This window comes from Saccharomonospora halophila 8, assembly GCF_000383775.1.
Lineage (GTDB): Bacteria > Actinomycetota > Actinomycetes > Mycobacteriales > Pseudonocardiaceae > Saccharomonospora > Saccharomonospora halophila.
In genome coordinates this window covers 14,504-23,547 of the sequence record NZ_KB912554.1, presented here as the reverse complement: position 1 = coordinate 23,547, position 9,044 = coordinate 14,504, and the positions used below count along the sequence as shown (strand labels likewise).

Sequence of the window (9,044 nt, the reverse complement as noted above, 5' to 3'; positions counted from 1 at the left end):
CGGCCGCTGGCCGCGGCTTCCCCCGCGTCGCCGACCGGCCGTTCCGTACCGCCCGGGGCGCCGTCCGCCGTGGCGTCGACACGGTCCGCATCGCCGGTGGAGCCCGGGTCATCGGTCGCGCCGGTGCCGTCGGCGGCGTTCGTACCGTCGGTGGAGTTCATGCCGTCGGTGGACTTCGTGCTGTCGGCCTGGTCCCCATCGGTGGCCCCGTCGCCGGTCCTGTCGCCCTCCCCGTCGAACGACGCGGGCACGCGCTTGAGGTGCTTGGTCATCGAGCGCACGAGGAAAACCACGGCGATGAGGAAGACCAGCAGCAGCAACAGCCCCACGGGGGAGGACTTGCCGAAGTCCGCCCCCTCGCCACCGGGCTGGGACTGCGTCAGGAGGGTCCCGGCCGAGGTGACCGGAGCCACCGTGACCGCGGGTAGTGCCGGCGTCATGTCGTCACCCTCTCTCGCACCCCCGCGAACAGATCGTCCTCCGGCAACGTCGTGTCGACGAGGGACCGTGCCAGTTCGTACTCCTCGGTCGGCCACAGCCGGCGCTGGATGTCCAGCGGCACGGCGAACCAGCGGCTGTTCGGGTCGATCTGCGTGGCATGCGCACGCAGGGCGTCGTCCCGGACGTCGAAGTGGTCAGCACACGGTACCTGCGTGGTGACCCGGTCCATGACGTCGGGCTTGTCCGGATCCCACCGGCTCAGCCACTCCGCATAGGGCGACTCGAGACCCTGTTCGACGAGGGCCTCGTGGAAGGCGGTGAACTTCGCGCGGGAGAAGCCGTGCGAGTAGTACAGCTTCAACGGCTGCCACGGCGCACCCGCCTCCGGGAAACGGTCCGGATCGGGTGCCGCGTCCCAGGCGGCCATCGACACCTCGTGGCAGCGGATGTGGTCGGGGTGCGGATAGCCACCGGTCTCGTCGTAGGTGGTCACCACGTGCGGCCGGAACTCCCGGATCGCCTCCACCAGCTTCTCCACCGGCCCGTCGAGGGGAATCCGCGCGAACGAGCCCTCGGGCAGCGGAGGCGGCGGGTCGCCCTCGGGCAGGCCCGAGTCGACGAAGCCCAGCCAGCGGTGTCGCACGCCGAGGATCTTGGCGGCCCGGGCCATCTCCTCGCGGCGCAGCCGCGTCATGTTCTCGTGGACCTCCGGCTTGTCCATCGCCGGATTGAGCACGCTGCCCGCTTCGCCCCCGGTGCAGGTCACCACCATGACGTCGTGCCCCTCGGCGACGTAGCGGGCCATCGTGGCCGCGCCCTTGCTGGACTCGTCGTCGGGGTGCGCGTGCACCGCCATCAGCCGTAACCCCGCGTCCGTCCTGTCAGCGCTCATCCCGTCGGCTCCCATGTCCCGTCCGGTTCCTTTCCGCTCACCGTCGTCGTGCCGGCGCACCGTGTCTGCCGTTCGTGGTCCCGGACCTGTCGGCCGTTCGTGCCCACGGACCTGTCGGGCCGGACCCCCTGGCGTCCGCCCACACGCCTACACGGATACTCAACACACGAGGTAGCTCTTTTCATTCTCCCCGCCGTAGGCGACACGAATCCCGGAGGCCTGGTTGAACAGTGCGGAGAGCGGGCCGACCGGCCCCGGTGCCGCCGGTACCGGACCCGCCGGGGCGACCGCGGACAGCGACGACGACCTCATCCGGCGGAGTCCCCCGCGGTGGCGCCGGTGGGTGCTCATCGCACTCGCGCTGGTCGCGGGCACCGCGGCGACCTACTTCGGCTACACCACCCTCGCCGTGACCCCCATCGAGGGGCAGCGGGTGGCGTTCACGGAACGACCCGGGAACAGCATGGAGGTCACCGTCGACGTCCTCCGCACCGAGCCCACCCGGCCCGGGGTCTGCATCGTCCGCGTGCGGGACTCGTCCGGCGCGGAGAGCGGCCGGAGGGAGATGTACGTCCCGCCCGGCCGGGAGCGGCTCACGACGGTGGTGCGCAGCAACGGGCAACCGGTGACGGCGGACGTCATCGGGTGCTCGTATAGTGTGCCGGAGTACCTGTCAACCTCCGAGCGGCCAACGGGGTGAAATTCGCGCCGAGTGCGCGTACCCCCTGAGCGAACAGGGACCGCAGGGGCCCGCTTCGTGCTATCCTGGTCTCAACGGCACGGCCCGCACGGGCCGTGTCTTTCCTTTATTACCAGCCACGACGGCGTGGCGCCGGCTTGTACACCCAGGCTCGGCAGGCGCTAGAAGGAGATGGTGACCGTGAGCGAAGGCAAGGTGACCTGGCTGACCCAGGATGCCTACGACAGGCTCAAGAACGAGCTCGACGAGCTGATCGAGAATCGTCCGGTCATCGCAGCGAAGATCAACGCCAGCCGGGAAGAGGGCGACCTGAAGGAGAACGGTGGCTATCACGCCGCCAGGGAGGAACAGGGTCAGCAGGAAGCCCGAATCCGGCACCTACAGGAGTTGCTTCGCACCGCGAAGGTCGGCGAGGCGCCCAAGGACGACGGCATCGCCGAGCCGGGAATGGTGCTGACGGTGCGGTACGACGGTGACGAGGACGACGAGGAGACCTTCCTGCTCGCCACCCGCGAGGAGGGCGGCGAGGGCGCCGTCGAGACGTACTCGCCGGAGTCACCGCTCGGCAAGGCGCTGTTGGGCGCCAAGGAGGGCGAGGCCCGCGAATACGTGTTGCCGAACGGCGGCACCCAGAAGGTCACCCTGGTCAAGGCGGTGCCCTACACCTCGTGAGGCCGTACGACCCGTCGGCCCGGCACCCGGGCCGCGCGTCGTTCCGCCGTCACGACACCCACTCATCCCCGGCCCGTCCGGTCGGGGGATGATCCCCGAAACCACGGGTCGGTACCCGCGTGTGGAGCGGACGGGTCCGGAGTCCGGATACACCCGCGCTCCGGCGCCGGGTACCGACCCGTGCGTGCGGGTGCCCGGTGCCGCCCACGGTCACTCCTGCGCGATCCGTTCGAGCAGGGGGCGCACGCGGGGCGGCACCGGCGTGGACAGGGCGATCGAGGTCGCCGTTCTCCGTACCCCCGCGACCCCGACGACCTCGTCGATCACCCGCTGGAGGTCGTCGTTGGACCGCGCGACGAGCCGGACGAACAGATCCCCCTGGCCGGTCGTCGCGTGCACCTCGCACACCTCGTCGATCGCGGCCAGGGCGGCGGCGACCTCGGCACGGTGCCCCTGCGCGATCTCCAGCACCGCGAACGCGGTCAACCCGTAGCCCATCTCGGCCAGGTCGAGCTCCGGGGGGAACCCGGTGAGGACCCCCGCGGCGGTGAGCCGGTCGAGACGGGCCTGCACGGTGCCGCGCGCCACCCCCAGCCTGCGCGCGCACTCCAGCACGCCGAGACGTGGCGCGTCGGTCAGCAGCAACAGCAACCGCGCGTCCAGCGAGTCCAGCGTCATGCGAACCTCCTGCACAAGTTGCTCAGTCTGATCACCCGATTGCCAATTCGACTGGGCAGACTGACCAGTACGAGCGTCGACTGTTGCTCAGTATGCCCTCCCCGCGCATGCTTTCGGGCATGGCCAACCCAGCACTCGACGACGTCAGTTACGACCAGCTACGCCAACTCGTCGGCCTGGTCGACCACGACCTGTCGACCGACCCGTTCCCCGTCACCGCGATGGACGCGGTCGTGTTCACCGTCGGCAACGCCACGCAGACCGCGTGGTGGTACCAGTCCGCCTTCGGCATGGAGCTCGTCGCCTACTCGGGCCCGGAGACCGGCAACCACGACCACAAGTCGTTCGTGCTGAAATCCGGCTCGGCGCGGTTCGTGGTCAACGGTGGGGTCCGTTCCGACTCGCCGCTGCTCGACCACCACCGCAGGCACGGCGACGGGGTCACCGACCTCGCTCTCGAAGTGTCCGATGTGGACCAGTGTGTGGCGCACGCCCGCGCCCAGGGAGCGACGGTACTGGAGGAACCGCACGACATCTCGGACGAGGCCGGGACCGTGCGCAGGGCCGCGATCGCCACCTACGGTGAGACGCGGCACTCGCTGATCGACCGCTCGCGCTACTCGGGTCCGTACCTGCCCGGGTACGAGGAACGGACCCGCACGGTCCCGCGGCCGGAAGGTGCCCCACGTCGCCTGTTCCAGGCCGTCGACCACTGTGTGGGCAACGTCGAGATGGGCCGGATGGACGAGTGGGTGGACTTCTACCACCGCATCATGGGCTTCGTGAACATGGCCGAGTTCGTCGGCGACGACATCGCCACCGAATACTCGGCCCTGATGAGCAAGGTGGTCTCGAACGGCAACCACCGGGTGAAGTTCCCGCTGAACGAGCCGGCCGTGGGCAGGAAGCGCTCGCAGATCGACGAGTTCCTGGAGTTCTACGGCGGCTCCGGGTGTCAGCACATCGCGCTCGCGACCAACGACATCATCGCCACGGTGACCGCGATGCGCGAGGCCGGGGTGCAGTTCCTCGCCACACCGGACAGCTACTACGACGACCCGGAGCTGCGGGCGCGGATCGGCGAGGTCCGGGTGCCGATCGAGACGTTGAAGGAGCACGGCATCCTCGTCGACCGCGACGAGGACGGTTACCTGCTGCAGATCTTCACCAAGCCGATCGGTGACCGGCCCACCGTGTTCTACGAGCTGATCGAGCGCCACGGCTCGCTCGGCTTCGGCAAGGGCAACTTCAAGGCCCTCTTCGAGGCCATCGAACGCGAGCAGGAGCGCCGCGGCAACCTCTGAAACGCCCGGACTGTGCCGTGAGGGGCACGTTCCCTGCGTCAGGTGCCGTGAGGGGCACATTCGCTGCGTCACGCGCAGGGAATGTGCCCCTCACGGCAACACCCCGCGTGGTCAGAACATGACCGTGAAGCCGGCGCGTTGGAGTTGGGCGGCGACGGTCTCGCAGTGGTCGGGGCCGCGGGTCTCCAGCTTCAGAGCGATCTCCACCTCGCCCATCGCGAGACGACCCGAGATCCGGGAGTGCTCGACGTCGAGCACGTTCGCCCCGAGTTCGCTCACCCGGGACAACACACTCACCAACGACCCCGGCCGGTCCGGCACGCACAGTCGCAGGTTGAGGTAGCGCCCCGCCGCCGTCATGCCGTGCTGGATGATCTGCAGCAGCAGCAACGGGTCGACGTTGCCGCCGGAGAGCACGGCGACGACCGGCGGTTCGAACATCTTCTCGTGTTCGAGCAACGCCGCGACGGCGGCGGCCCCGGCGGGCTCGACCACGAGCTTGCGCCGCTCCAGGCACTGCAACACCGCGCGGGACAGCGACTCCTCCCCCACGGTCACCACGTCGTCCACGAGCGAGTTCACGTGCGCGAAGCTGACCGGGCCGGGCTCGCCGACCGCGATGCCGTCCGCCATCGTCTGGGTCCGTTCGAGCCGCACCGGACCGCCGGTCGCCAGGGACCGGGGGAAGGCCGCAGCCGCTTCCGCCTGCACCCCGACGACGTGGACGTCCGGCCGCTCGGCCTTGACCGCCGCGGCCACGCCACCGACGAGCCCTCCGCCACCGGTCGCGACGAGCACCGTGGCCACCTCGGGGAGCTGTTCGAGGATCTCCAGGCCCACGGTGCCCTGCCCCGCGATGATGTCCGGGTGGTCGAACGGGTGGATGAACACCGCCCCGGTGCGCTCGGCGAACGCCTTCGCCTCGGCCAGTGTCTCCTCCAGCACCGCGCCGTGCAGGTGCACCTCGGCACCGTAGCCGCGGGTGGCCGCGAGCTTCGGTAACGGCGCGCGTTCGGGCATGTACACCGTCGCCTTCGTGTCCAGCAGCGATGCGGCGAGCGCGACACCCTGGGCGTGATTACCCGCGCTGGCCGCGACGACGCCACGGGCCCGTTCGGCCTCGCTCAACCCGTGAATGCGGGCGTAGGCGCCCCTGATCTTGAAGGATCCGGTGCGTTGCAGGTTCTCGCACTTGAGGTGCACCGGCCCTCCGTGCGCGGATTCGAGGTCCCGTGCGTGTTCCATCGGCGTGTTGCGCACGACGGTCGACAGCAACTGCCTCGTCTCGCGGATTGTGTCCACGCTGACAAGTCCCATGCCCACGATGATGTCACCGCCGACCGGATCACGACGAGGTTACGCACACGGCCCGGATCACGATTGGGTAAGCTTGGGCCGCGTCGGTCGCCCTGCGCGGTCACGGGGAACACTGCGGGGGCGGAGTACCGGGGCGAGGCCTCCGGTGCTCCCGATGACGGCGATACAGAAATTGACGGCGATACAGAACCCGATCGAGTGAGGGAGACACCATGGGACGGGCGAGTACCGCATCCGCGTCGGGTTCCGCCGGTGTCCTGCCGTTACTCGCCGGCGTGCTCTCGGCCGTGACTCTGACCGGCGCCGCCGTGTACACCGTCGCCGAGGCGCCGTGCGAGCCCGCCCGGTACACGGAGCAGGACGGCGCCGTCACGCTCGTGGGCGGTTGCGTCGATGCCGCGGACCTGCACAAGGACGACGTCGTCCGCGACCACGACCGCCCGGCCCTGCCGGGACTCCCCCCGGAGAGCTACCGCCCGTGACGCCGCGAAGGCCCCCTTCGCCGCGTCCGGTGCCGTGAAGGACTCCTTCGCCGCGTGTGACGCAGGGAAGGAGTCCTTCACGGCACAACACCGGTGCGTGGGATCAGTGCGTGTCGAGGGCGGACCGGAGGTCGGCCAGGAGGTCGTGCGGGTCCTCGATGCCGACCGACAGGCGGACCAGCGACGGGGGAACCTGGAGCGTCGAGTCGGCGACGCTGGCGTGCGTCATCCGGCCCGGGTGCTCGATCAGTGACTCCACACCGCCCAGCGACTCCGCGAGGACGAACAGCTGGGTGGCCGCGGCCGTGTCCAGCGCGGCCTGTTCGCCGTCGACGTGCGTGAACGACACCATGCCGCCGAAGCGCCGCATCTGCTTGGCCGCCAGCGCGTGTCCCGGGTGCTCGGCCAGCCCCGGGTAGTACACGCGGTCGACCTTCGGATGCACCGACAGCGCCTCGGCGATCAGCTCGGCGTTGGCGCAGTGGCGTTCCATCCGGACGGCGAGCGTCTTCAGTCCGCGCAGGGTCAGCCAGGCATCGAACGCGCCGGGCACCGCACCCGCCGAGTTCCGCAGGAAGAACAACTGCTCGCGCAGCTCGTCGGAGTGGGTGATCACCGCACCGCCGACGACGTCGGAGTGGCCGCCGAGGTACTTGGTGGTGGAGTGCACGACCACGTCCGCCCCGAGTTCGAGCGGTGTCTGCAGGTACGGGGTCGCGAAGGTGTTGTCCACGACCACGCGGGCGCCACTGACGTGGGCCAGCTCGGACAACGCCCCGAAGTCGGCGATCCCGAGCAACGGGTTGGTGGGCGACTCGCACCAGATCAGCTTGGTCTCCGGGCGGATCGCGGAGCGGACCTCGTCCAGATCGGACAGGGACGCGACGCTGTAGTGGATGCCCCAGCCGGTCAGCACCTTGTCGATGAGCCGGAAGGTGCCGCCGTAGACGTCGTTGCCGAGGACCAGATGGTCGCCCGGGCGCAAGGCCGTCCGCAGCACCGCGTCACTGGCGGCCATCCCGGAGGAGAAGGCCAGCGCGTGCCGACCGCCTTCCAGCGCGGCGAGTGCCTCTTCCAGCGCGCTCCGGGTCGGGTTGGCCGTACGCGAGTACTCGTAGTCCCCCTCGCGGGTACCGCCCACCCCGTCCTGTGCGTAGGTGGAGGTCTGGTAGATCGGCACGATGACCGACCCGGTACGGGGATCGGGCTCCTGACCGGCGTGGATGGCGCGCGTCTCGAAGCCGTAGTCGGCGGGGTCTGCAACCATGCCCACAGCCTACGGCCGGCCCCCGGGACACGCCGCCGTGGATCGGCGAACCGGGCTCGACACACGACGGGCCGTGGCGCGACGGCTCACCCATTCCGTCACCCCACGGCCCGTGGCGCCGGGTCACCGACCCGTCACGCCTGCGAGATCGCCGGCGTCTCACCACCGGCGCTCACCACTGCGGCGGCTGCCCCGGCTGCTGCCATCCACCCTGCTGTTGCGGAGGCTGCTGCCCGTACTGGCCGGGCTGGGCGAACCCACCGCTGGCCGGGTACTGCCCGCCCGGCTGGGCGAACCCGCCGCTGCCGGGGTACTGGCCACCGGGCTGCTGTTGCGGCGGCTGTCCCGGCTGTGCGAACCCGCCGCTACCGGGGTACTGGCTACCCGGCTGCTGCTGGGGCGGCTGTCCCGGCTGGGCGAACTGCCCCGGCTGGCCGGGCTGCGCGAACCCGCCACTGCCCGGGTACTGGCCACCCGGCTGCTGCGGCTGCCCGAACTGGCCTGGTTGCCCGAACTGGCCTGGTTGCCCGAACTGGCCGGGTTGCCCGAACTGGCCGGGTTGCCCGAACTGGCCCTGCTGCCCGAAGCCCGCGGGTCCGCCCGGACCGCGCGGCCCACCACCAAGGCCGAGGAACTCCGCCGTCGCGGGAATCAGCCCCAGAACGCCGACGGTGAGCACCAGAACACCGAAGATCAACGTGAAGACGAGCCGGGTGGGGGCGCCGTCTCCTTCGACCATCATCAGGATGGTGAGCAGCGCCGTCAGAAGACCGCCGACGGTGGTACCGACGGGTACGGACTTCTTCATGCTCGCGGGCAGCTTCCCGCTCAAGGCATGCAGCACTCCACCCGCGACGGTGAGAACGCCACCCGCGAGAACCATGATCAGATAGAAGTAGAACTGACCCGCACTCGGCCCCTCGGACTCGACCGCCTCGACCTGCGAGTCGATCATCTCCTGGCACTGCTGTTCCGAGAGCCCCTGTGCGGTGCAATTGGCCATCGCGTTGTCGAGAGCAGCATCACCGACCTCGGAAGCTTCACTGAGATCGACCAGCATAGTGATCGCGATGACGGCCGAGACAACGCCCAGAAGCGCGACGACGCCACCGACGATCATACCGATGATCTGCTTGCTCCCGCCGCCGCCCTGGCCGGGTGCACCGTACCCGGGGCCGCCGAAGCCGGGGGGGCTGAGCACCGAACTGCCCCGGTGGCGGGGGTCCGCCGAAGCCGCCCTGGCCCTGCGCCGGGTCGAACCCTCCGGGCTGCCCGAAGCCCTGCGGCGGCT

At 70.1% G+C, this 9,044-nt stretch carries 10 protein-coding genes; 4 read left to right on the top strand and 6 right to left on the bottom strand.

Features of this window, described 5'->3' with window-relative positions; translation table 11 throughout:
• Together SACHA_RS26615 and mca are read right to left on the bottom strand one after the other, a co-directional pair.
• On the bottom strand, positions 1–440 hold a 440-nt coding region (locus SACHA_RS26615; RefSeq protein WP_019809903.1), incomplete at its 3' end, for a hypothetical protein.
• Positions 437–1,333: a mycothiol conjugate amidase Mca gene (mca, locus tag SACHA_RS0111675; RefSeq protein ID WP_198010135.1), complete on the bottom strand. Its 897-nt coding sequence runs from the start codon at positions 1,331–1,333 to the stop codon at positions 437–439. The genes mca and SACHA_RS26615, both read right to left, overlap by 4 nt.
• Positions 1,334–1,556: 223 nt before the next feature.
• Here mca and SACHA_RS0111670 point away from each other — a divergent pair, with 223 nt between their 5' ends.
• Positions 1,557–2,033, top strand: coding sequence for a DUF4307 domain-containing protein (locus SACHA_RS0111670; protein WP_019809899.1), 477 nt, complete (start codon positions 1,557–1,559; stop codon positions 2,031–2,033).
• A gap of 174 nt (positions 2,034–2,207) precedes the next feature.
• A complete protein-coding gene (gene greA / locus SACHA_RS0111665) occupies positions 2,208–2,705 on the top strand; it encodes a transcription elongation factor GreA (protein ID WP_026453369.1) in 498 nt (165 codons plus the stop codon).
• A gap of 210 nt (positions 2,706–2,915) precedes the next feature.
• On the opposite strand, the gene SACHA_RS0111660 is transcribed toward greA, so the two are convergent.
• Positions 2,916–3,383, bottom strand: a complete 468-nt coding sequence (locus SACHA_RS0111660) for an Lrp/AsnC family transcriptional regulator (protein ID WP_019809895.1) — start codon at positions 3,381–3,383, stop codon at positions 2,916–2,918.
• Positions 3,384–3,502: 119 nt separating this feature from the next.
• Between SACHA_RS0111660 and hppD the strand changes: the two genes are divergently transcribed.
• On the top strand, positions 3,503–4,687 hold the full coding sequence (gene hppD, locus SACHA_RS0111655) for a 4-hydroxyphenylpyruvate dioxygenase (protein ID WP_028663105.1): 1,185 nt from the start codon (positions 3,503–3,505) through the stop codon (positions 4,685–4,687).
• 111 nt (positions 4,688–4,798) lie between these two features.
• On the opposite strand, the gene ilvA is transcribed toward hppD, so the two are convergent.
• Complete coding sequence (gene ilvA, locus SACHA_RS0111650; protein WP_028663104.1) at positions 4,799–6,004, bottom strand: threonine ammonia-lyase; 1,206 nt, start codon at positions 6,002–6,004, stop codon at positions 4,799–4,801.
• Between the two features lie 212 nt (positions 6,005–6,216).
• Here ilvA and SACHA_RS0111645 point away from each other — a divergent pair, with 212 nt between their 5' ends.
• Positions 6,217–6,486, top strand: a complete 270-nt coding sequence (locus SACHA_RS0111645; protein WP_019809889.1) for a hypothetical protein — start codon at positions 6,217–6,219, stop codon at positions 6,484–6,486.
• 103 nt (positions 6,487–6,589) lie between these two features.
• Here the strand turns inward: SACHA_RS0111645 and SACHA_RS0111640 are convergent, their stop codons facing one another.
• Both SACHA_RS0111640 and SACHA_RS26155 read right to left on the bottom strand, forming a co-directional pair.
• Positions 6,590–7,753 (bottom strand): cystathionine gamma-synthase, encoded by a 1,164-nt coding sequence (locus SACHA_RS0111640; protein WP_019809886.1) that lies wholly within the window; start codon positions 7,751–7,753, stop codon positions 6,590–6,592.
• Between the two features lie 172 nt (positions 7,754–7,925).
• Complete coding sequence (locus tag SACHA_RS26155; protein ID WP_232211864.1) at positions 7,926–8,873, bottom strand: hypothetical protein; 948 nt, start codon at positions 8,871–8,873, stop codon at positions 7,926–7,928.
• Positions 8,874–9,044 lie beyond the last annotated feature (171 nt).